This is a genomic window from Pedobacter sp. Bi27, assembly GCF_918698255.1.
Lineage (GTDB): Bacteria > Bacteroidota > Bacteroidia > Sphingobacteriales > Sphingobacteriaceae > Pedobacter.
On sequence record NZ_CAKKMW010000001.1, the window covers coordinates 280,005 to 303,807 of the forward strand.

Annotated in this window: 16 protein-coding genes; 4 read left to right on the forward strand and 12 right to left on the reverse strand. The window is 38.0% G+C overall.

The features are described from left to right. Positions 1–412 precede the first annotated feature (412 nt). Together LQ227_RS00920 and LQ227_RS00925 are read left to right on the forward strand one after the other, a co-directional pair. Positions 413–757 (forward strand): hypothetical protein, encoded by a 345-nt coding sequence (locus LQ227_RS00920; RefSeq protein WP_230147829.1) that lies wholly within the window; start codon positions 413–415, stop codon positions 755–757. 139 nt (positions 758–896) lie between these two features. Continuing rightward, positions 897–1,235, forward strand: coding sequence for a hypothetical protein (locus tag LQ227_RS00925; RefSeq protein ID WP_230147831.1), 339 nt, complete (start codon positions 897–899; stop codon positions 1,233–1,235). 441 nt (positions 1,236–1,676) lie between these two features. Here LQ227_RS00925 and LQ227_RS00930 read toward each other — a convergent pair whose 3' ends face one another. Beyond that, positions 1,677–2,966, reverse strand: coding sequence for a hypothetical protein (locus LQ227_RS00930; protein WP_230147833.1), 1,290 nt, complete (start codon positions 2,964–2,966; stop codon positions 1,677–1,679). Between the two features lie 314 nt (positions 2,967–3,280). Between LQ227_RS00930 and LQ227_RS00935 the strand changes: the two genes are divergently transcribed. Then, positions 3,281–3,526: a helix-turn-helix domain-containing protein gene (locus tag LQ227_RS00935; RefSeq protein WP_230147835.1), complete on the forward strand. Its 246-nt coding sequence runs from the start codon at positions 3,281–3,283 to the stop codon at positions 3,524–3,526. A gap of 136 nt (positions 3,527–3,662) precedes the next feature. Here LQ227_RS00935 and LQ227_RS00940 read toward each other — a convergent pair whose 3' ends face one another. The 6 genes from LQ227_RS00940 to LQ227_RS00965 form a co-directional block, all read right to left on the reverse strand. Then, on the reverse strand, positions 3,663–5,021 hold the full coding sequence (locus LQ227_RS00940; RefSeq protein WP_230147837.1) for an McrC family protein: 1,359 nt from the start codon (positions 5,019–5,021) through the stop codon (positions 3,663–3,665). Positions 5,022–5,031: 10 nt separating this feature from the next. Continuing rightward, complete coding sequence (locus LQ227_RS00945) at positions 5,032–7,683, reverse strand: AAA family ATPase (protein ID WP_230147840.1); 2,652 nt, start codon at positions 7,681–7,683, stop codon at positions 5,032–5,034. Positions 7,684–7,802: 119 nt separating this feature from the next. After that, complete coding sequence (locus LQ227_RS00950) at positions 7,803–8,201, reverse strand: hypothetical protein (RefSeq protein ID WP_230147842.1); 399 nt, start codon at positions 8,199–8,201, stop codon at positions 7,803–7,805. Between the two features lie 35 nt (positions 8,202–8,236). Beyond that, positions 8,237–9,628: a restriction endonuclease subunit S gene (locus LQ227_RS00955; protein ID WP_230147844.1), complete on the reverse strand. Its 1,392-nt coding sequence runs from the start codon at positions 9,626–9,628 to the stop codon at positions 8,237–8,239. Further along, positions 9,621–11,234 (reverse strand): class I SAM-dependent DNA methyltransferase, encoded by a 1,614-nt coding sequence (locus LQ227_RS00960; protein ID WP_230147846.1) that lies wholly within the window; start codon positions 11,232–11,234, stop codon positions 9,621–9,623. The genes LQ227_RS00955 and LQ227_RS00960 overlap by 8 nt, the downstream gene beginning before the upstream one ends. Positions 11,235–11,236: 2 nt before the next feature. After that, a complete protein-coding gene (locus LQ227_RS00965; RefSeq protein WP_230147848.1) occupies positions 11,237–14,308 on the reverse strand; it encodes a type I restriction endonuclease in 3,072 nt (1,023 codons plus the stop codon). Positions 14,309–14,794: 486 nt separating this feature from the next. Between LQ227_RS00965 and LQ227_RS00970 the strand changes: the two genes are divergently transcribed. Next, on the forward strand, positions 14,795–15,538 hold the full coding sequence (locus LQ227_RS00970) for a hypothetical protein (protein ID WP_230147852.1): 744 nt from the start codon (positions 14,795–14,797) through the stop codon (positions 15,536–15,538). Here the strand turns inward: LQ227_RS00970 and LQ227_RS00975 are convergent. The 5 genes from LQ227_RS00975 to LQ227_RS00995 all read right to left on the reverse strand — a co-directional run bounded on the left by LQ227_RS00975 (position 15,535) and on the right by LQ227_RS00995 (position 23,776). Continuing rightward, positions 15,535–15,942 (reverse strand): hypothetical protein, encoded by a 408-nt coding sequence (locus tag LQ227_RS00975; protein ID WP_230147854.1) that lies wholly within the window; start codon positions 15,940–15,942, stop codon positions 15,535–15,537. The two genes, LQ227_RS00970 and LQ227_RS00975, sit on opposite strands and share 4 nt — an antisense overlap. A gap of 1,339 nt (positions 15,943–17,281) precedes the next feature. Continuing rightward, the gene (locus LQ227_RS00980) at positions 17,282–18,688 is read right to left on the reverse strand and encodes a TolC family protein (RefSeq protein WP_230147856.1); all 1,407 of its coding nucleotides are present in this window, start codon (positions 18,686–18,688) and stop codon (positions 17,282–17,284) included. Then, on the reverse strand, positions 18,675–21,875 hold the full coding sequence (locus tag LQ227_RS00985; protein ID WP_230147857.1) for an efflux RND transporter permease subunit: 3,201 nt from the start codon (positions 21,873–21,875) through the stop codon (positions 18,675–18,677). Before LQ227_RS00985 ends, LQ227_RS00980 begins: the two co-directional genes overlap by 14 nt. 23 nt (positions 21,876–21,898) lie before the next feature. Further along, positions 21,899–23,101: an efflux RND transporter periplasmic adaptor subunit gene (locus LQ227_RS00990; protein WP_230144100.1), complete on the reverse strand. Its 1,203-nt coding sequence runs from the start codon at positions 23,099–23,101 to the stop codon at positions 21,899–21,901. A 69-nt stretch (positions 23,102–23,170) separates the two neighbouring features. Beyond that, positions 23,171–23,776 carry a TetR/AcrR family transcriptional regulator gene (locus LQ227_RS00995; protein ID WP_230147858.1) on the reverse strand — a complete coding sequence of 202 codons (606 nt, stop codon included), beginning with the start codon at positions 23,774–23,776 and terminating at the stop codon, positions 23,171–23,173. Positions 23,777–23,803: the final 27 nt, after the last annotated feature.

Sequence of the window (23,803 nt, forward strand, 5' to 3'; positions counted from 1 at the left end):
GCACGGAAATCTGTGCACTTCCCCTCATAACCCCACAGCCCAAGGCAGGATCAAGCGGGTGCGATGGGATAAGCCAGGGTAAGAGCCTCGATACTGCCGCAATAAAGATTTCCGTAGGTTTTTACAAGAAAAGATGCAAGCCTTGGGTTTTTGTTTCTTTTGGGCCAAGCCAAAAGAAAGAGCCCCCTCGGCGGCGGTGAGCCGAGGCAAGCCCCAGCAAGGGGTAAGAAAAAAATAGCAAGCGCATTAAGATTGCTTCGTGCCTCGCAATGACGACCGTATTATAGCGAGCGCCTTAAACCCCTATCCGCCTAGCGGCACCTTTCCCCTGAAAGGGAAAGGGCTAAAAGACAAATTACCTCCCCCTGCAGTGTGCGCCATGCTATCTGCACCTCGCTATCCGGCCTAGGAAATGATGGAAGGAGAAAACGTTAAAGCTTTAGCACCTCCTTTCAACCTACCACTACCCCGAGGCAGCACGCTCTCCCCGATCCTTCATCGGGGACTTGTGCTGGCGACCCAAAAAGCTTTAACGAATTTATCCGACATCAGTTCCAAGCCTTTCAGTTATGCCTTAGTGTTTGTTGTTTTAAAGGTAGGCATGCTTTCGCTGCGCTCAGGTTTGTTACTTTTTCATCAAGGAAAAAGTAAGAGCCACTCGGCGGCGGTGAGCCGAGGCAAGACTGCGCGAAGGGCAAAACAGTGCAATGTCAACAACATAACAAGTGCTTTAAGATTCCCGCATGCGCGAGAATGACGACCGTATTATAGCGAGCGCCTTAGCCCCCTATCCGCCTATCGGCACCTTTTCCCTGAAAGGGAAAGGACTAAAAAACAAATTACCGCACCCTGCAATATGCCCCTTGCTATTCGCACCATGCTATCCGGCCTAGGAAATGATGGAAGGAGAAAACGTTAAAGCTTTAGCACCTCCTCTCAACCTACCACTAACCAGAGGCAGCACGCCCTCCCCAATCCTTCATCGGGGGCTTGTGCTGACGACTAAAAAAGCTTTGACGAATTTATCCGACATCAGTTCCAAGCCTTTCAGTTATGCCTTAGTGTTTGTTGTTTTAAAGGTAGGCATGCTTTCGCTGCGCTCAGGTTTGTTACTTTTGGATCAAGCCAAAAGTAAGAGCCCCTCGGCGGCGGTGAGCCGAGGCAAGCCTGAGCCAGCGGCAAAGAATAGCGACCGCTTTAAGGTTCCCGCCTGCGCGGGAATGACGACCGTATAATAGCGAGCGCCTTAAACCCCTATCCGCCTATCGGCACCTTTCCCCTGAAAGGGAAAGGACTAAAAAACAAATTACCGCACCCTGCAGTGTGCACCATGCGATCTGCACCCTGCTATCCGGCCTAGGAAATGATGGAAGGAGAAGCAGTTGAAACTTGTGCACAATCTTTCCCTGACCCGAAGAACCAAAACAGAGGCAAGAACGATTTTTCTTCGTTCCTAGCCGCTGTTGCAAATAAAGTTTCGACTAGCTTATCCGACATCAGTTCCAAGCCTTGATCTTTTGTTACTTTTGGATCAAGCCAAAAGTAAGAGCCCCTCGGCGGCGGTGAGCCGAGGCAAGCCCCGAGCCTGAGGTAAAGAATAGCGACCGCTTTAAGGTTCCCGCCTGCGCGGGAATGACGACCGTATTAGAGATACTGCAAAAACCAAACACCCGCCATTAAACCCTCTTAACCACATAACACCGCTCAATCCCCTCAACATACCTCTCAAAATGCGCTTTATAATACCCTTTCGGTACCTGTACCCTAAAATTTACCTTACTAAAGAACCACACCAATCTATAATCCATTTCCGATCCAAGCAAATACCACAAATACGTTTTAACCCGATCGCAAACCAAAAACAGCCCAAAGCTATCGTTACTTAATTTCAACAGCTTCCCTTTCACCTTAAGCCTAAGCTGCAGTTCGTAATAATCTCCCTTATCCCTTAATACAAAGCTTAAAACAGGAATATCAATCGAGAAAAAAGCCAATTTCATATCCCTCCTTACTGGTTTGCCCGCAACATTCCGCATGCCATACGTATATAGGTAATGCGTAAAAGGTTGCTGTACCAATAATGGTAAGGCCATGTTCCATAGCTTAAAAATTTCGAGGTGGTTAGCCTCATTAATCCTGCTAATTTCGGCCACGGTTTCGGGTAGCGCAGTGTATGCACTGAAACGTATTGAAGCTAGCTGCTTCATGGCAAAGCAAATGCTGTTCAGCTCTTGCTGTTGTGCCGATACATTTATCCCCTCCACATCTTGCGCATTAAACACGAAACTTTTGTACGATTTTACCGTTTTCAGGTAAGCAGTGGCAGCATAAACATAAGGAATAAGAAAAGGATAATGGTTGCTGTGGAAATTCTGCAGATCTGTATTGGCAAAACAATAGCCAACACCCATCGGTGCCAAATCAGCAACGGTGTGTTTAGCCCCTGTTGCCCGCGGCACAAGCACCCGCTCCTTAACCTCCGGAAAATAATCACCAGGCCTAAATAAACCGATAAACTTTTTCTTTAATCTAATCTGCGGTCCGTTAGGTTTCTTAATAAGATCTACATATTTAGATCGCTCGGTATTCACCCCAAAACATTCGGGCCAGTAATATTCCTTAAAATCAAGGCAGCCCGTCCACAGCATGGCCCGCAAGGTGTGGTAAGCATAACGCCCCAGGTACGTTTCATCAGTATCTACACTACAGCTCACCAGCAGATGATCGTATGCTACCCGAATGTAAACCCTTTCTGGAGCCTCATTTTCCAATTTAACATTAACAGTTAACAAACCCTGCTTAAAAGAAAGCATTTTTTTTTCTATCAGGTTAGGGTTTTTACGCACCTTAAATGTGCTGTGCAGTTCAAGCACCTCTAACCTTAATACCCTGCTCCCTTTTTCAAAAGGCAGTTTGTAAAACTGCGAAAGTGGTTTCCCTGCAATTGTAATTGGTTTATTCATCATACTCGTATGGTTCTACGAGTCTTGTTGGGGTAAAATATAAAAGTGGGCTTCTACCTACCATAGCTCCTTAAAGTTTCTCAGGCCTTACGTTGATATGGAATTACAGCAGAAACCCACTCTCATTTAGAAATGCTAAAATAGCATAAACTACACAAGAATGGGCTATAAATCTACTGTTTTGCATCAACGGCCTGAGATGTGGAGCTGCAAAACTCTTATTTATAACTCTTTATTAATTAATCAAATATAATAACTCTAAAACAAAAGGACAAATAAGTCCTAATATTTTTTCAATAATATGTGGATTTTGCGTTGTGGGAAAACAATATCGGGATCAAGAGTATTTAGTCAAAATTGGAAAACGCATTGTGGAAATCCGTGATCTTAGAAAAATCACACAGGAGAAGCTAACAGAGTTAACCGGAATTGATACTAGGCAAATAGGTCGTATTGAAAGAGCTGAAACTAACGTTTCTATCAGCAGCCTTAAATTGATTGCTGACCATTTAAAAATATCGGTATCTGATTTACTGGATTTTTCTAAGTCAAATGATAAATAGGCAGCTCTTCGACTAACTTGAAGAAGAAGGCGCTAGTCAATCCCAGCACTGAATTGAACTAAAATGCAATATACTCGGTTAATTTTTTTAAGGAGATTTACTCAGTAATAACTGAAGAAGATTTTGCAAAGCATTATTAGATAACTGGCAAACTAATTTGTTGTAAATACAGCTCTCTATACATAGTAGACTTTCTGACTTTGCCTTTTAGCAGTTGATCAGATGCTTCTGCTGGTTCCTCAAAAACATCTTTAGTTTCTGAACTATTTTTTTCAACAATCGCTGGTAAATTTGAAGGATAGATAAGATAAGCAGGTATTAATGAATTATCATTAATCTTTAACTCTTCGTATACTTTATTTAATCTGGTATAACCAGACAACTGCCTAGCATCCTCAATATTCGGATTACCATTTGCATACCTGGGCTTATATTTTGCATCCACTACAACTTTAAAGCCGTTAGCATTAATAATAAAATCTAGTTCTTGTTTATGATATTTTTGATGATAAAGTACAGCATTATCATCTTTAAACTTCACTCTTAATTCCTTAAACACATAAAGTTCAAATAATTTGCTCATATCTATCCAAAATGGCGGATGCTTACAAATAGTTTGACTAGCATTTCTTGATATATTGTAGTCTTGTAACGCTAATATTTGATTACCCAATTGTATAGCTAAATTGTACTGTTTATAAAAAGGGTTATTCTCTTTATATAGTAATTTAGTAAATGTTCCTTTGCTTACTTGCTGAAAACCAGCTTGGCAAAAACGCCATATTTCCTCTAGATTTAATCTGATATTTCCTTTTACATCAAAATCACCGAAATGCCGCGGTAATAAACTTAAAACATATTTTAAGAATTGATTAACTTCCGTATCAAATCCAAACTCTTGATATTGGCAAATGGTTCGGGTTAACCTGTTTTTCAAGATATTCTCTTTGACCTGTCTACCAATCAAAACCTTACCCTTAATCCTGCCAGAAAGACTTTCTGTTTTATGATAATAAGATTTCTTTAACCCTTTTTTAACTAATAACTTAACTGTTGCTAAAAACTGTGCAATTAAAAATGGTGTTAGTTCTGGCAAAAGCTCATTTTCTATTTCAATCCACGGATCATCAAACTTAACCAATAGCAAACCTTCCAAATGTTCAAAATTTTCTGGCTCTTTCAATGCCTCTAGAAGCATTTGAATATAGTTTAGTTGATAATCTTCATTATTAAGTTTCGGTTGGATATAAACTGGTAGTTTAAATTTTGAAAACTTATCTAAACCGATATAATAGGATGATGTAATTGAACATTGATGCTGCTCATTTTCTTTCCTCAATCTTAAGGAAACGCAAGCGTATTGCTCTTCTGGATCGAAAAAAATTACGTCAGTTTTATCCTCTAGGTCATAATAGCTTTCCCAATTAGCCAATTTATGTAGCGTATTGATATGGTCACTATAATAATATTCGAAATGTTCAGAGATCTTAAGCATCCGTTTTCGATTAAGCTAGATTCATAATAACTTCTCTCGCTGTCTCTTTTAAAATGCCATCTTTGATATATTCCTCTAGAATAGGCTTTATTTCATAGTTAATTCTTAAACTAAAATCTATAGGCTTACTTAGGTCATCATCTCCATTTTGGTCCTTTTCATATTGCTGAATAAAGTACGAATGTCCTAACCAAACATCCTTGGGCTCAAAATCAGCAGTTAAATAGACTGATTTTTCGATAACTGCAAAATCACTGCTGTAATCAATCTCAGGATCGTAATTATTTATAAACAAACTAGTTACCTGTTTAAATATATCTTCTTTAAATACTATCCCCTCCTCCATTGTCAAATCCTTTGGCAATACATCCACGAAAGCGAATCTTCTTCTAATTGCATAATCAATGTGTCCTACGCTTCTATCAGCTGTATTCATTGTGCCAATGATATAAAGATTTGGAGGTAATATTAATTTATTATTACCGTCTATTGCGTACATGCTTTCCACCGCTTCGCCACGATATTCCAATGCGTAAATTAATTCACCCAATACAGATGATAAGTTGGCCCTATTGATTTCATCTATGATTAACACATAATTTTCAAGTGGTGGAACTTCAATATCCTCAACAATCTCCGATTGACTTTCTATAAGTTTATAAAGATGGAAATAATATGTTCCGACTGAAAGTCTGGTCAAATGAGATTCTAATCTTGTTATGTCAGAAGATGTTTTAAAATCTCCCCCTAATTCATATAATTTAAAGAAATCAGAAAACAACAATGAATAATTGTAACTAGGATTAGTACTAAAAGTATATTTGAATTGGATATCATCAACATCGATAATTTGAGCTGTAGTATTTGGAATTTTAAAGTATTTCCCTTCTGCCAAACTACTAATGACTGAGGTCTTGAACGAGTTAAATTTCTCATTAAAAGTTAAATCACTTTTTAAACGTGATTTGGATTTTTTACTATCCAAAAAATTTAAAAGCGCTTCCTTAGCAAATAACCCTAAAGTTCTATTAACGTTTTTATATTCAATGCTCGCTCCGTTGGATTCGGCACTTACCCCTCTAACAAAATCTTCATATGTGTAAGATGGATGAAACTGAACTATTTTTAGTTGTTCATTTGATGAATATATATCACCAGAAAAGTTATATTTTTCAAACAATGCTTTTGCTAAAGAAACAGCCCCTAAGTCTTTATGATTTAATGAATTATTATTATTCCAGCTTTTTAAATCATAAATAGATTTTATTTTATCATATGATATTATCTCGTCGCTAGTACTAGGAAATGATAGAGTAACATCATTATTTACTACATTTCTAATAGTATAAAATACATCCTTATGTATTGACTTAATTTTTTGATTTTCATCTAAACCTCTAATGAATTTTTGCCAATCAAGGGCAATCGTTGGTTTTGTACCAATTAATTCACTAGCAAGCTTCTTTGCTAATTTTGTCTTACCTGTTCCCGGAGGACCTTGTAAAATTATCTGTTTTTTATATTTAAGAAGGTTTATTTTATCTTCCATTTCTTTTTGATTTTTTAATACTAAAGCACGATTAATAGAAACAATTGGCGATTGGCCTCCAACACTTGGATAATTATTACCTTTATAAAATTTATAGTTTGTTAAACTTTCAGCTTCAACCTTATAAATTCTTTTAGCCAAATAAATCCAACGTGCGTACTTTTTTTTATCATTATATTCTGCAAAATTATCATGATACCATTCAACATTACCAAACTTATCCAGCCATTTAGCGTTATGTAACTCTTTTTGGTTCGAAACAAAATCAACAATTTCAGCAACATAATTTACGTTGTAGTTTGATGTGTAGAATATTTCAAAATATCCTTTATCATAAATACAGTGCCTAAGGCCTTTTAAAGTATCATCAGTTCCGTTAGGTCGTTTATGATTCCACAAAGCAATATAGTTTCCTTCTTTAGTAATATTAATTGCATCTTCTTGCCAACCAGTCCTATCAGGAGAAACGATACCAATTATACTCCGCTTCCATTCTGTTTCTATTTGATAACAAAGCCTGCTTAACAAATGAGAATAATTCTGAGAGTTGCTAGGTTGAAGCGCTAATGCTTCGAAATATTTAAAGACTTCTTCTTTAAATGCAGTTTTGCTGTACTTCTTATTAAATAGATTCTCCGAAAGCTGCTCTCTATGGTTTTCACTTAGCATAGTGAAATTATCTGCAGGATTTATTAGATATTCAATAGCATTTTTTGGAGAACCATCTGGAATAGGTAAACCAAACTTATAGGATAAAAGTTGTTCGACCCAATTATTCATTCTTACGAAAGCAAATGCCAATACTCTTTTATCAGGATATTGATTGAGTTCTTTTTTTCTATAAGCATTGGAATCGCAGTAACTAATCAAAGAAAATAAAAGTTTGCCAAAATCTTGCAGATCCGGAGAATTTTCAAAGAAATCTTTTAATTCTTCATACTCTTTGACGTTTTGATTTAAATAATCTTTTAAGTCTTCTGTGAGTTCGTAATCTAAAAATTTTCTGAGTGAGTCTTGTCCATTTTGGAAATAGAAATCTTTACAATTAAGTATATTAAATGCCTCTTCACTATGAAGGAAAGCATTAATTTTGTTATTTATATTGAGCGTCAATTGATTTTAATTTGTTAATACTAATATAGTTTAGTCTATAGTTACCAATGGCATTAGTGAGTTATCTCAAGTTTGTTACAATTCTATAAGATCATGTATCTCTCATTTTAATTTTTAGATCAATCTTTAAATCGCATTAAAGAAACATCACTAATTTCAAACTCACTTCTCACATCACCCCCAATAAAAGTAAACTTAACATCTATTTTTATTGGTTTGTCGAATTTATTAGACTTAAAAGTAGTAATGCCTCCCGAAACAGGAATGTCGTCAACCCAATTGATGTCTTCAAGAGACCTTAAAAGTGGATTTATAAAATAAATACTATAATTATCGACTCTATTATAACTACAGTAAATGAGTGTAGCATTATGTTGTATAGACAATTTTTCTTTTTCGTTTTTTATGGCTTCTAAATCCGCTTTCAAAAGATCAAAATCTGCTACTTGATTTTTATCAGCTGGAGCAATTTCAAAAATTAGCTCGTAATTTTCATCCTTTGAAAAGAAAATTGACACAGATTTTATTCTAAATTTTTTCGTAACAATTTAATTTATTCAGTTTTTACATTATAATTTACCTCTTCTTCCGCAACCATACCTAACTCCTCTTCTACTCTTTCATAGACATCTTTTACAGTAACCTGGCCATTCATTAACATTGGCAATAACCAATCTCTTAGAGAAGCCAACTCTTGGTTTTGTTTTAAATTAGATTGCTTTTTATTTTCTAAAGACTGAACATAACTATAGTATTTTTCTGCAACATCTTTTGCTGGTTTCACAATATGATAAGTATCCATAAAAGAGTCATATAGGAAATTTTTGATACCACTTGTTTTACCTTCAAAGCCGAAGAAGACATTAGCGTTGTAAAGCCTTTGCCATTCTTGTAAAAAATTAAACACATATTTTTCGTCTTTTAAAGAAATTGCTTTACAGAAATTTGAACAAATTACTTTTGAGCCAAACCTTGCAAACGAAAGTTGCGTTAATAAAGCAATTCTGCCGGTAGATTGTATAGGACTACCTCCAGAAATTTCAATGATAAAATCATTTGGTTGCAGAGCTTTTGACAAATTATTTTTAAGAATATACCTTGCAGGTGCTTTTACTTCACCTTTACCATTTAAGCCATTAATATCAGCACCACGCACGCAGTAAACATGCTCGTTGTAATTTCCTTCAATGTCTTCTTTCCCCCAATCCCCTGTTTTCGTTTTTAATACCCAATCATTAAATACGGTAACCTCCCAACCCTTCGGTATCTCTCTTTTCAAAACCTCATTATAAACCATTTCGCCACCAGATGATTTATAAGGTTTGCCATCTGTATTAGGAAAATCAAACTGCACAAACCAATAATCGTAAAGCGTTTTGGCCATTGCTTCTAACTCGGCATTTATTTTATTGTTCAGCTCTATTTTATCATCTAATGACTTAAGGACGGTAGCGATTTTTTGTTGGTTTTTTAAATTAGGCACATTAAACCTCAATCCTCTTACTGCATCCTTTGTGATCGTTTTGGTTGTTGTACCATTTGAGAATGTTTTGATATAAGTTTCATTCTTCTTCATCAGATAATACATGAACCTCTGATTTAATCTTGAATCAAATCGAATTAAAAAAAGATTCATCGCTAAAGAAGCTGGCTGATTAAGGTTTGGCATAATGTAAACCGAACCTGGGCTTGCAATCTTGTTCATTATTATGTCGTCAGGCCTTACTTTCGACTTTGATAAATAATTATATTCAAATTCATTTAGATAAATTAACTTGCTTTGAAAATCATTAGCTTCAAAGTTGAGAGTTCGAACCATTATCGCATAATTTGGTTCATATTTAAGCGTTATATTTTCTTTTAGCTTCTCATATGCCCCATTTGCGTGATAATCCGTAATATTTTCAATATATTCTCCTATAGTAATCTCTGTTAACTCAACCATAACTTAGACTTTTTAAACTATTTTGAATTTGAATTTCAAGCAGGTTCCCCTGTTTGAACAATGACTCTATCTTACTCTCAAATACAGTCATCTTCTCTTTAAACTCCTCAGCCGTAATATCCACATAATCAATCTTCACTTCAAAATATTGCCCAGCAGAAAAAGAATAGTTTTTAGCTTTAATCTTCTCGGTAGCAACCACCACGCTAAAATTATTTTCCGGAATTTTGTTATTCATCGCATCTATAATGCGTTGCTCTTCTGTTAGCGTTAATACCGTACGTTGGTTTTTACCTTCTTTAATGGTATTGCCTAGTTTACTTGCATCTACCAAAACAATATGCTCAGCATTTGCCTTTTTGTCCAGGAATAACACGCTCACATTGGTACCGGTACTGGCAAAAATATTACTTGGCATGCTTACTACCCCACGCAACAATTTACGTTCAATCATCGCTTCGCGTATTTTACGTTCTACGCCACTTTGCGCGGTAATAAAACCTGTAGGCACAACAATTGCGGCTTTTCCTTTTTCGCTTAGGCTATACATAATATGCTGTATAAACAGCAAGTAGATAGCCATGCTATCTTTTTTGTTTTTGGGTATATTAGGTATACCAGCAAAAAAACGTTTCTTGTTAATGTCTGTATCTAGTGTAGCACTAAAGTCAGAGAAATCTAACTTAAATGGTGGGTTTGATACAATATAGTCGAACTTTTCTTCTCTATAAAAAGGCTCTAATATGGTGTTTCCCTTTACTACATTTGATATACTATGGCCAAGATCGTTTAATATTAAATTCAATCTTAACATATTACTCGATTTTTGCGAGATATCCTCACTGTATATCGTGCAATTTCGCTCTCCCAAAGTATGGGCGATATTCATGAGCAAAGTTCCGGAACCAGCACTTGGATCATAACATTTTGCACTAGGAATTTTTTCATCAACTAAAATTGATGCCATTATTCTGGCTACAGCATGTGGTGTGTAATACTCTGCATAAGTACCACCACTATCGCTGTTGTAATCTTTTATTAAATATTCAAATATGCTTGCAAAAAAATCGTATTTCTCGCCAAACATTGGCTCAAAACTTACGTCTACTATTTTGCTGATGAGTGCCCTACAAAAATTCGGTTTATCACCTTCATCTAAAATAAATGAACTTAACTTATCAAACATTTTATCCCTAGCGCCATTACTAGTTCTGATAGAAAACTTAGAGCTATTATTATTACTGATCTGTTCTAAAGTCCCATCAAAAATATCTTGATAATTGTCTTTATTTTGCCTGTCATGTAAATAAGTAATTGTTTGGTAAGGGTAAAGTTTAGGCACTTTATTTCCCAACCTACCAAACAAAAAAGACAATTCTTCATCCGCAAAACCTTCAAAACATTTTTGAAAATTCTCCGCTTCTGATAACTTCTTATTGATTTTTTTTACCTCGTAGGCAAATTTATCATTGATGTACTTATATAAAAAAATTTGAGTTATTATCTTGTATTCATTCCCGTCATTGCCCAAACCATAATTTGTACACACGCTTTTTAAGCTATTAATTAGTTCTTTAGTTTTAGCTAAAAAAGTTCTTTCTGTCATAATTATCTATAACTGTATTGTCTGTAATATTCATTTACTATTAAATTATTGATGCTAGCAGTAGTTTCATAATTCATTTTCATTTTCTGCTTATCAATAAACTCTTGTATTACCATTCCTAATATCTCATCTGAGAAATATTGCTCATTTTGAATAATCCCTTCGTTATTTTGTAAAGTTTCTTCAGTAATAAATTTAACTTTAGATAACGCTTCGTGTAACTGTAATTCTTTAACTGAGAATTGTTTGTGTTCTAAAACACGCTTATGAATACGTGCGTATTTTTCATCCCCATCATATTTATCCTTCAATAATTTATTTTTTCTATTTAGCTCGTTAACTTTGTCATGTATAGATTTTAGAATAAAAATATTTTCCCTCATATCTTCTTGCCCAACTTCGCCTAGATTTTTTTTCTTAAAAATGCGTTCTAATTCTTCTCTCAGAGTGATAAACTCAATATCTTTTTGATCGAAGTTGTTTAACAATGCCTCTCTGGTTCTTTTTAATTGGCCTCGCAACTGATCAGCTAAAATCAACTCCTCTTCACTCACCTTAGTAAATAAAAAAATTACATCTTCCAAAGCAGAGTTTAACAAGTTAGTAGTATCTGCTTCGTTATTGATATTGTCTATTAAATTTAATTTATCTAATTGCGCCTGAGCAAGCTTTAATAACTGGTTTAGCTTAAAGAAATCTAATTGAGAGAGTTCTTCGTCCAAGCCTTGCAGCCTTATAATATTTTTAAGTTCTTTAGCATTTGTTAAAACCTTAATTAGCTCCAATAAGTCCTTTTTATCCCTAATTTCACTAACTTGTTGGTTGAAAATTTCTGCATTTACAGCATCAAAGTGGAATAGTTTTTCTTTAATTTCTAATATTTCTGCTGCAATCTCTTCTTTCGATTTAAAGAGGTTAGAGTAGTTCTGCATTTCGTCGCCGAGCTCACCCTGCAGTTCTTTAAAATAATTATCGTTGGTATCTTTAAATGCACTGGTTATATCTGCAAAGTCTACTACATAACCGTATTGGTATTTTTTATAAGGTCTGTTTACACGGGTTAATGTTTGCAGCAAATTATGATCTTTTACCACCCGAGCTAAATAAATTTTCTTTAATCGCTTCGCATCAAAACCAGTCAATAACATATTGTAAACAAACAAGATATCAATATCACCAGCTTTAAATTGTTTCACCTGTTCCTTACGATCACCTTTTGAATTAATATCGTGTAATATTAAAGCGCCTTTTAAACCTGATTTTGATTTACCATATCTTTCCTCTGGTTCGGCAACCATGGGCATATACTCCACTTCCTGTGTACCGTATAATTCCTCAAAGTAATCAAATAATGCTTTAGCCTGTTTACTGGTATCACATACCACCATTGCACCTAAGCTATCATCGGTTTCTGTTCTTCTAAATTGTTTAAGGTCTTTAACAATGTAATCCAGCATTGGCCGCACAAATTTAGGATGGGCAAATACTTCGCTCTTATCTATATCGCCGTGTGCCAGTTTAATCTCTTCTAACACTGCCTTCATTTGCATGTTATAGGTTGTGTCTATTCCCTCCCTTATTAAACGTAGGGTATAACCATCTGCTATAGACATGTTATAGTAATACTTGTGGATGTACTCTCCAAACAAAGATTTACTATCATATTCTTTAGCTACTTCACGTAACAACGGCGTGCCGGTTAGGGCTATTTTAATCGCTTGTTCGTCAGATCTCAACAAATTAACCAAAGCTGTTCCTTTAGGGTTGTAGCCCCGATGCGCTTCGTCAACAAAATAAACCCGTTGTATATTTATATCGTAGGCCAAATCTTTAACCGCAACGGTTTCTTCTGTAAACTTTTGGATGTTAACAACAGCAATTTCTCTATCGCCAGAATTGTTATGCACAACGCTTACTTTTTTAATATCGGTTAGAAACTCGGCACGTGAGTTTACCCGGTTAACCACCAAGCCTCTATTGCCAAATTCGCTATTTGCTTGGTCGGCTAAATCGATCCTATCTACAATGAAATAGAATTTAGGGATGATGTTTCTTTTTTGAAAGTAATCTGTTAGAAACTTTACGTTATAATACGCTAATGCTGTTTTACCGCTCCCTTGGGTGTGCCAGATAATGCCTTTGTTTACGCCCTCATTTAATTTACTTTCAATAGCTTTTGTTGCAAACAACTGTGGGTAACGCATAATGTGTTTTTGCCTTACAATTTTATCTTTTACTTCCTCTTCTACATAGGCAATGGCATATTTTAATATAAAAGCTAAACGATCTTTACTTAATAGTGATGTTAATAATAAATTTGTTGGGGTGTTAAATTGTTTATTTGTTTTAAACTCTGGCGAGTGCTTGATGGCAATGAGATTATTGTCCTTGAGTACTAAATTTTCTAGCTCATCACTTTCTGATGTCAATAATTGCGCTAAATTCAAAGTCTCTTCTTCCCTAAAATAATTAAAATTCAAATCAGAATAAGCAGATGCGGCATAATAAGCCCCTTGCAGAGGTTCGATAACACCATCCTCGTAAGGCATATTGTTAGAAAACAACATTAATTGCGTGATATTAGCAAAACGCTTGAACTTCTTGTTTTTGTAGCGATCGTTAATACGCTTTCTTTCCGCAAGCACCCCATCCTTGTTATTTGGTTTTTTTACCTCTATAAAAACTAAAGGCATGCCATTAATTAAGACTGTTATATCTGGTCTAAACTCATCATCTCCATTTTTACAAGTTAATTCTGTAGTAACGTGAAAACTATTATTGTTTAATTGATCAAAATCTATTAACCTAATACCTGATGTAGCTGTTATACTTTTATAAAATTCTTTTCCTAAATCATCAAAATCAAGTTTTAAAGTTAAGTCTTCTAGGTAACGCTTAATATCCTCTTTCTCAAAAGTTGGATTTATACGTTTAACACTATCAATAAAAATATCAGGAAAGATATTGGTTTCCTCAAGCCTATTTTGTTCACGTCTAGATACATACGTGTAGCCTAATCGCGTAAGGTGCAATATTGCCGGTATCTTAACTCTTGAATCTTCGTTAAAAGCCATTAAAGGTTTGTTTTTGCAGCTAATATAGCTATTAATTTGGGCTGGCACCAAAACAATTAAAGCCCCTCTTTGCAAAGGGGCTGTCAATAATTTACTTAAGTTCTAGCTTGTATGGCAAGACCTTGAACAGTAGTAGCAACCATTAATTTGCTTGTCTGGATAGTCCTTTTTTGCTTTACTTACTGCTGACTTGCAAGAATCATGGCTGCCTAAGCTATCATAATTTTGTGTTGGATAATAGGTACATCCCTGTTCGTGTACCTCATGGTCGCCATTAGATTGGCGATTAAGATTTAATCTGTAATAAGCCATAAGATTTGGTTTTAAAAATTTAACAGAACCAAACCTCCCCTATTCAATCCATCATTCCCTACGGTTTCCCGTACCTCCTCAAAAAAAAAGCAAACCTATCTTTTTAGTTGTAAAGAAAATAATACTATCTTACAACTAATTAATTATATCCATTTACTTTTTAAACATCATCTTATGTCTAAAACGAATGACACCGGCCACGCCAAAAACGTAGCCAATTTCGAAACCCTCATTGCTTATTTAACTGGCTACGGCGCCGTTTACAACCCCAGCAATGCAAACATCCAGTTAACGAGTTTAACTGAGAAAGCTGCCGCAGCAAAAACCATTAACGAGCAGGTGCACGATGCGGCCGCAAAAAACAGCAACGCCATAGCCCTGCGCGATCTGGCTTTTGCACCCTTAAAAAAGTTGAGTACCCGTGTGCTGAGCGCCGTTAAGGCCAACAGTGTACCCCAACAGGTATTGGATAATGCAGTAAGCCACCACCGCAAAATACAGGGCCAAAGAGCAACGGCTAAACTCACAGCCGAAGAAAAAAATAACCTGGCCGCCAGCGGTACGGTGGTTAACCAGGTTTCGGCCTCGCAACAGAGTTACGATAACCTGCTCGATACGCTCGATAAACAGATTAAACTGTTAGCCACCATACCCCAGTATGCACCTAACGAGGTAGATTTGCAGCTGGCCAGCCTCACCAGTTTATATAACGATTTATTGCAGAAAAACCGCGATGTGGTAGCCAACAGCTCGCAGTTGAGTACCCTACGCATTAACCGCAATAACGCGATCTACGATGCAGAAACCGGCATAGTTGCCTTGGCTCAGGATGTGAAAAATTACGCAAAATCTGTTTTTGGGTCAACCAGCCCCCAATACAAACAGGTTTCGGGTATCCCGTTCCGAACCCTGACCTAAAACACCCATAATACCCTAAAAAAAATCATCCCTATTTTATTTCCTAGTTCCACTTTAACAGATCCCAAAACGGGTTGCTGTTTCTCTTTTATGTAATGCTTAACCGTAAAACGGCTCATTGCAACGCCTGAACTGTCGACTGCAACGTCTAAACTGTCGACTGCAATGTCTAAACTAACGACTGCAACGGCTGAACTATCAACTGCAACACCTGAACTACCACCTGCAACATCTGAACTATCGACTGAAACGTCTGAACTAACGACTGCAACGTCTGAACCATCGACCGCAACGGCTGAACTAACGACTGCAACCTCTGAACTAACGACTGCAACCTCTGAACTGTCGACTGCAATGTCTGAACCATCGGCTGCAATGTCTGAACTATATTTCCGATAACCCATAGTAGTAAGATTGCTTCCTCGGCTGAAAAAGCCTCATCGCAATGACGGATTGATCGAAATAAAAATTACGCGAATAATCCCTCTGCTCCATGCGATCTGCCCCCTGCTATTCGGCCTGGGATATGATGGAAGGAGATCCTTCGACTACGCTCAGGATGACAAATTCCAATAGAAAGGGTCGTCATTGCGAGGAGGAACGACGAAGCAATCTTTCATGCTAGTAATCCTGTTATAAAGATTGCTTCGTCGGCTGAAAAAGCCTTCTCGCAATGACGAATTTATCGAGATTAAATAACGCGAATGATTCTATGCGCCCTGCTATCCGGTCTAGGATTTGATGGAAAGAGATCCTTCGCTGCGCTCAGGATGACAAAAAACGGGAGAAAATACAAGGAGGATGAATTGATCGCGATTCAAAGAACGCAATAAATCCACTGCCCCATGCTATCTGCACCTCGCTATCCGGCCTAGGATATGACGAAAAGAGATCCTTCGACTCCGCTCAGGATGACAAATTCCAATAGAAAGGGTCGTCATTGCGAGGAGGAACGACGAAGCAATCTTTCATGCTAGTAATCCTGTTATAAAGATTGCTTCGTCGGCTGAAAAAGCCTTCTCGCAATGACGGATTGATCGAAATAGAAATTACGCGAATAATCCCTCTGCTCCCTACTATCCGGCCTGGGATATGATGGAAGAAGATCCTTCGACTACGCTCAGGATGACAAAAAACCGGAGGAAAATACAACGATGATGAATTGATCGCTATTGAAAGAAAGCGATAAATCCTCTGCCCCATGCTATCTGCATCATGCTATCCGGCCTGGCAGATTTTCGTAGATATAAGCATTGAAATTCCTACACAACCCCACAATACACAGCTGCCCAAGGCAATATAAAGTCCCGATTCTTCATCGGGGCCTCCATATTGCCGCAATAAGAATTTCGATAGCTTAGTTCAAGAAAGGATGCAAGCCTTGATTTTTGGTTATCTTTTTATCAAGAAAAAGGTAAGAGCCCTTCGGTGGCTAACCGAGGCAAGCCTGAGCCCGGGGCAGTAAAATAGCGAACGCTTTAAGGTTCCCGCCTGCGCGGGATTCGATAGCTATCGGATGACGACCGTATTAGATAAACCTCATTATAACCACAAAGACACCAAGAACACCAAGCTAATACCTGGCAATCTTAGTGTCTTTGTACAAACGGTCGTCATTGCGAGGTACGAAGCAATCTTACAACGATCGCTAGTAAGCCTCTCTATGAAGATTGCTGTCTGCAATCGCTAGTTAACCCAAAGCATTAAGATTGCTTCGTGCCTCGCAATGACGGATTACAGGAATTACTGCCAGCCGCCGCCTAACGAGCGGTACAAACCAACAACTGCATTTAACTGCTCTGTTTTAATCGTAGTTAATTCCAATTCGCTCTGCAATAAATTGCCTTGTGCCGTAATTACCTCTAAATAATTAGCCATACCACTTTTAAACAACAAACTTGCATTTTTCGATGCCTGTTGTAAAGTTTGTGCTCTTTTTTCAGCAATGCTGTATTGTGTTTTTAACTTCTCTACTTTCGTTAACTCATCAGACACTTCGCCAACAGCATTTAATACCGACTGACGGAACTGGATCACCGATTTCTCGCGGTCGATTTTAGCCAGTTCTAAAGAAGTTTTTAACTGACCTCTTTGAAAAATAGGTTGCGTAATCCCTGCTCCAACCAAACCGAACAATGATGCTGGTACATTAAACCAGTTGCTCGCTTTAAAAGAGTTAATGCCTCCGCTTGCGGTAATCACCAACGATGGATATAAACTGGCTTTCGCTACACCAACCTTTGCATTGGCAATGGTAAGCGCCAGTTCTGCACTTTTAATATCAGGCCTGCGGCTTAACATCGATGAAGGAAAACCTGCATTTAAGTCTTGTGGGATACTCATTTTATCTAAACGGCTTTCACGGTTAATGGTTTTTGGCAAAGTACCGATCAATACACTTAAAGCATTTTCCTGTAAAGTTACATTTTGCTCCAAACGAGGGATCAATTGTGCCGCATTTAACTGCTGCGCCTGGGCTTGTTGAATAGCCAGTGAAGTTACCTGACCAGCGTCAAACTGTAAATTGATAATTCTTAGTGTGCTATCGTTAAGCTTTAAATTCTTTTTGGCAATTTCCAATTGCGCATCAAGCATTAACAAATTGTAATAACCTTGTGCAACATTGGCCACCAAACGCGTTTGAACCGCTTTACGTGCCTCTTCTGTCTGCAAAAAACTGGCTAAAGCACCAGCTTTTTGATTGCGGATTTTGCCCCAGATATCGGCTTCCCAAACCACACCCAGATTCGCATTATAATCTTCGATGTGTGTTGAGCCTGTAAACTGGTTTAGGCTTAAACCATTTAAACTGTTATCAGATGGGCGGCTCGAACTTGCCGCCACCTGCAATTTCAATTCAGGCAAATAACCCAATTTCGATTGCTTGAACAATACTTCGGCTGCATCGATATTTTTCAATGCAATCTGCATATCGTAATTTTTAACCAAAGCCGTATCAATTAAATTCTGAACAGTAAGGTCGTTGATAAAACTCTTCAATGGCATACCGCCAACACTCGAAGAATCTTTAGGCAATGAATTTCTGAATAAGCCTGGCGCAATATTGGGCAAGGCTGTATCTTTCGAAACCGAACATCCACTCCAGATTAAAGCAAGGAGCAGGATGGTAATAATGTTAAACCGTTTCATAAACTACATGATTATTATTTACAGGTTCTCCATTGTGGTGAACAACCTCATTTCTAGATTTTTTTGATATTTTTTCCTGTAAAGCCTGGAAGATTACGAAAAGTACCGGAATGATGAACAAACCTAAAACTACACCCGATACCATCCCGCCTGCGGCACCGATACTGATGGAGTGGTTACCCTGTGCCGATGGACCTGTTGCAATACTCATCGGGAATAAACCAAACACAAAGGCAAGTGATGTCATTATGATCGGTCTGATCCTCAATCGCGCTGCTTCTATAGCCGAATCAACCAAACTGAGTCCTGCCTTTCGTCGCTGCACGGCAAACTCCACAATCAGGATGGCATTTTTAGCCAGCAAACCGATCAGCATAATCAGCGCTACCTGTACATAAATGTTATTTTCGATACCGGTTAAGCCCAATACCACAAACACACCGAATACACCTGTAGGGATAGATAAGATTACCGCCAATGGCAAGATGTAACTCTCATACTGTGCTGACAACAAGAAGTACACAAACACTAAACAAAGCAGGAAGATCACTGTCGACTGTCCGCCTGAAGAAATCTCCTCACGTGTTTGTCCGGAGAATTCGTAAGCATAGCCGGTTGGCAATTGTTCTCTGGCAGTTTCCTCTATCGCTTTAATCGCATCACCAGAACTGAAGCCTGGTTTAGGGATCGCATTTACCTCGATAGAGTTAAACAGGTTGTAACGAGAAGCCGTTTCAGAACCATATACACGGGTTAATTTAACCAGGGTACTGATTGGCACACTTTCTCCTGCCTTGTTTTTAACAAATACACGATCGATACTTGCCGGGTCGGTTCTGTCGGCAACATCAGCCTGAACTACTACACGGTAATATTTACCAAAGCGGTTAAAATCTGATGCCTGCGCCGTACCAAAATAAGTTTGCATCGTTTGTAAGATATCTTTTTTGCTTACACCCAACTGATCGGCTTTTTCATCATTAACATCCAATTGTAACTGCGGATAATCTGCTTTATAAGAAGTAAAAGCATAAGCAATAGCCGGTTTCGCCATTAACTTTCCAATAAAGTTATTCGCCACACCGCTAAATTTATCCAGTCTGCCATTCGTTTTATCCTGTAACATTACGTTCATGGCCTCCACATTACTAAAACCCGGAACGGTAGGGAAACTGAATACAAAGAAGGTACCGGCAGATATGGCCGCCATTTTGGCCCTTACTATATTTTGGATCTCATCGATGTTTTTTACCGCCCCTCTTTCGTCGTTTGGTTTTAACAATAAGAAAATCTGACCTGCTGAAGGACTGTTAGATGCGGTTAAAAAGTTATAACCAGCCAGCGACATCACAAATCTTGCTGATGGCATCGCCCTTAACTCTTCTTCTGCCTGTTTTAATATTTTATTGGTATTGGCCAATGATGTTCCGGATGGACTGGCAACAGCGATAGCCACAAAGCCCTGATCTTCTGTAGGAATAAAGCCTGTTTTGGTTCTGCCTACAAGAAAAATGGTAACCAGAACGATTAGGGCTAATCCACCCATGCTTATCCATTTGTTACGGATAAGCACTTTTAAACCGCCAACATAACGGTTGGTCATATAATTGAAACCACCGTTAAAGCCTGCATAAAACTTTTCTACAAAACCTTTTTTAGGCGCGTTATGACCACCTTCGGCATGTTTGTTCTTTAAAAATAAGGCTGCAAGAGCAGGACTTAAGGTTAAGGCGTTAACAGCCGAGATAATGATGGCGATAGCCATGGTTAAGGCGAACTGTTTGTAGAAGATACCTGTTGAGCCGGTCATAAAACCAACCGGTAAAAATACGGCCGCCATTACCAATGTAATCGATATAATGGCCCCGGTAATTTCATTCATTGCCTCGGTAGTTGCCGCCCTGGGGCTAAGCGACGGGTTTTCTTCCATTTTGGCATGCACCGCTTCCACTACCACAATCGCATCATCAACCACAATACCAATGGCCAGTACAAGTGCAAAAAGTGTTAAAAGGTTAACGGAGAAGCCGAACAACTGCATGAAAAAGAAGGTACCGATAATTGCAACCGGAACCGCTATAGCCGGAATTAAAGTAGACCTGAAATCCTGAAGGAAGATAAATACAACGATAAATACCAGTAAAAAGGCTTCTATCAAAGTGTGCTCCACCTGGTTGATGGATTCATCAAGATCGGTTTTGGTACGGTAAAACTGATTAAATTTAATGCCTGCAGGGAAATCTTTCGATAGTTTTGCCATCAGTTTATCAATGGCAATCTGGATTTCGTTGGCATTCGAGCCTGATAACTGGATTATACCAATGGTAATACCATCATGTCCGTTTAAGCGGTTTACACTACCATAACTGTAAGCACCCAATTCTACACGGGCCACATCTTTTAAACGCAATATAGAACCATCAGAATTAGAACGGATCGCTATATTCTGATATTCCTCTGGTTTGGTCAGTTTACCTTTATATTTAATAATATATTCAAAGGCCTCACTACTTCTTTCTCCAAACCGACCAGGTGCTGCTTCCAGGTTTTTGTCCTGAATGGCTGTGATCACTTCATTAGGTGTAATTTTGTAAGTAGCCAATTGACTTGGGTTTAACCAAATACGCATTGAATAATCTTTAATACCACCAAATACACTGGCAGAACCTACACCTGGGATACGTTTAAGTTCGGGAATGATGTTGATCTGCGCATAGTTATTTACAAAAACGGCATCGTATTTTTTTGTATCTTCTGAGTAAACACCGATAGCGCCAATAAAACTGTTTTGCTGTTTAGTGGTCGTGATACCATATTGTACAACCTCTGCAGGTAACTGGCTTGTAGCCTGCGAAACCCGGTTTTGCACATTAACAGCTGCCTGATCGGGGTTGGTACCCTGTTGAAAGTAAACTGTAATGGCCAAAGTACCATCGTTACTGGCGCTGGAGGTCATGTAGGTCATGTTCTCCACACCATTAATTGCTTCCTCCAGTGATGGAGTTACCGAACGTAAAATTGTTTCGGCATTGGCCCCAGGATACACCGCTGTTACCAATACCGACGGAGGTGCGATATTTGGAAAGCGCTCTAAGGGCAACTTTGTTAAGCCAAGTATACCAACTATTACCAATAAGATGGAAATAACAGTCGAAAGTACAGGCCTGTCTATAAATTTCTGAAACATGACTTTTTAGATTTTAGGTCTTATTAATTTTTTGTTTTTGCAACAGCTACTTTATCTGCTGCTTTTTGAGGCTGGATCACCATGCCCTCCTGTAATTTATCAACCCCGCTTAACACAATCTGGTCGCCAACTTTTACCCCGTCTTTAACCAGGTAATTTTCGCCGGCTTTACCAACGATGGTAATGGATTGTTTTTTCACCTTACTGCTGTCGCCTACGGTAAATACAAATACTTTATCCTGCATTTCTACCGTTGATGACTGCGGTACCAGAATGGCATTATCGTGCTGCAAACCTAAACGGATCTTACCGGTATTACCCGAGCGAAGAATTCCGTTGGCATTAGGGAAACTCGCCCTTAACGTAATGGCACCTGTGTTTTTATCAAACTGACCATCGATCATATCGATCTTGCCTTTAATCGGGTAAGCAGAATTATCGGCCAATAAAAGTTCTACTGCTGGTAAATGTTTAATCCTGTCGGCAGGTGTTTTACCTGGGTAGTTTGCATTAAAATTGTTGAAATCGTTTTCTGCAAGGGAGAAATAAACATGTACTTCGTGGATATCTGATAACTGCGTTAAAGCAACCTGATCTGTCGGCGAAACTAAACTTCCCTGTTTTTTAGGGATACGGCCAATGTAACCACTAACAGTAGCCTTAACATTGGTATAACCTAAGTTAATCTGTGCCGAAGCAACGTTGGCTTTAGCTTGTTCGGCATTTGCCTGGGCAATTTTATAAGCTGTTTTAGCAGTTTTTAACTGAAAATCAGATACTACCTTATTCTGAACAAGTGGTGTTAATTTATCAACTTCCAATTGAGCGTTTAAAATGGCCGCTTCTGCAGCATGTAAACTTGCTTTGGCATTGTTTAAAGCCTCGCGGTAAGGGTTTTCGTTAATTTTGAACAAGGTTTGTCCGGCAGTTACATAGGCGCCTTCGTTAACCAATACACTTTGTAAGTAACCACTTACCTGTGGACGAACATCGATATCAACAGCACCCTGAATAGAGGCCGGATATTCGATATAGGTGGTTTCTGTACTCGCGTTAATGGCGCTTACAGGCAATGCCGGTGGAGGTGGTGCAGCCGCAGCCTGATCAGGAGACGACTTACAACTCACTAAAATTATAGATAGAAGAGAAATTGTTAACAATAACTTAATACTATTAAACCATTTAACGGTGTTAAGTAAAGGGTACAAGCGATGTAGAGATTTCATATGATTTAAATTTAATTGGAATTAGTGTGTATAATAATTTAACAGTGTTAAATTACTTTGTAAAAAAAATTAACTATTGATAGATAATGTAATGCCCTTGATGGCATCTTTTAAAATTTGTTGGTTTAACTCGTCGGTTGTTCTTCCATTCGGGCGAACCAGGTTGATGGAAATTAAACCGTGGATGATAGACCAATAAGTGTAATACTTCATGCAGATATCATCATCAGACACTGGTTTTTTCTCGAATAACGATTCAATTACCTCGCCTAACATACTCCCTACGTTTTCGGCTTCGGGCATTGAATTTTTAACGGTACAACAAACCATATCCACACCGTACATCAATTGATAAAATTCTTTGTGGGTAAAGGCGAAGTTCCAGTAGGCAATCCACATGGCTTCCATTTTATCTTCCGGAGATTCGTGTTTATCTCTGGCTTCGCGGATATCTTTCGCCAACATTAAATATCCCCTTCTGGTGAGTTCCAGTAAGATGCCATCTTTGTTAGAAAAGTATTCGTAAATAATTGGTGCAGTATATTCGATCTGGTCGGCAATTTTACGCATACTCAATGCCTGCCAGCCCTCTGTTTGAACAATATTCAAGGCAGCATCCAGAATTTTTGTTCTGGTTTCATCTTTTAAACGTAGAATTCTTTCTTTACTTCCCATGACTTGGAATATACAGTGTAAATAATC